The 785-nt window shown below is 57.8% G+C and carries 1 protein-coding gene; it reads left to right on the plus strand.

The window, feature by feature from the left end:
- Positions 1 to 298: 298 nt before the first annotated feature.
- Positions 299 to 712 carry a hypothetical protein gene (locus E1297_RS01165; protein WP_155132849.1) on the plus strand — a complete coding sequence of 138 codons (414 nt, stop codon included), beginning with the start codon at positions 299 to 301 and terminating at the stop codon, positions 710 to 712.
- The last annotated feature ends 73 nt before the right edge of the window (positions 713 to 785 follow it).

A 785-nucleotide genomic window follows, 5' to 3' on the forward strand; every position in this document is an offset into this window, starting at 1 on the left:
GCGCCGAACTGGAAGCCCAGTTCTTTGGTCCGATCCTTCGTGGGATGCAATCTGACATTTATGGCACGGCGCATGTGGAATTTATTCCCTGGAAAGAACGGGAGAGCAAGAGCAAACGGGAAACAGAAATTCCCGCTTGCGTGGGAACGCCTTGTATCCCGGATCTGAAGGGCCGGGTTTTACGGCGCAGCTTGATAATCAGGTCGGCCCCAGCCTGTGTCAAGGATTCGAGAGTTGCGCGCGGACGGGTGTGGGGATACGATTCCAGGTAGATAAAGAATTCGAACGCAGGTCCGTCATGAAATTGGCAAATCTACTCCTTGCGCTCTCACTGAGCGCGCCGGCTGCGGGATGCGTAAACGGTCCGGGAAAGGGCCCCAAGTTCGCAACACCGGTGTCTGCGGTTGCCAAGAAACAGGCGAAGCTCGCGCCGGATATCCAGAAAATACTCGCCGCGGGAGGTCTGGATCCGGCAAACCCCTCCGCTCCGTCCGCACAGGAGAGCGTCAAGTCGCGTGCAGTGGCCCTAGCTCTGGCTCACACGACTGCGCCGGAACCAGTCAAAACAACGAGAACGATAACGCTTTCTACGCCGACGCAGGCAAAGCCCGCGCAAGCTCTAGCCCCGACCCGATCAGTGAAGAAGACCCCGCCACGTACACGGGTTGCGACGACACTGGAGCCCGCCAAACGAAGCGTCACCCGCTTCTAAGCATAGATTTTCTTTCTGCTACTTATGACGCACCCGTACGCAATTAACGTCTTCCCCGCCCTGAAGGAAGGGG

This window comes from Roseibium sp. RKSG952, assembly GCF_009711355.1.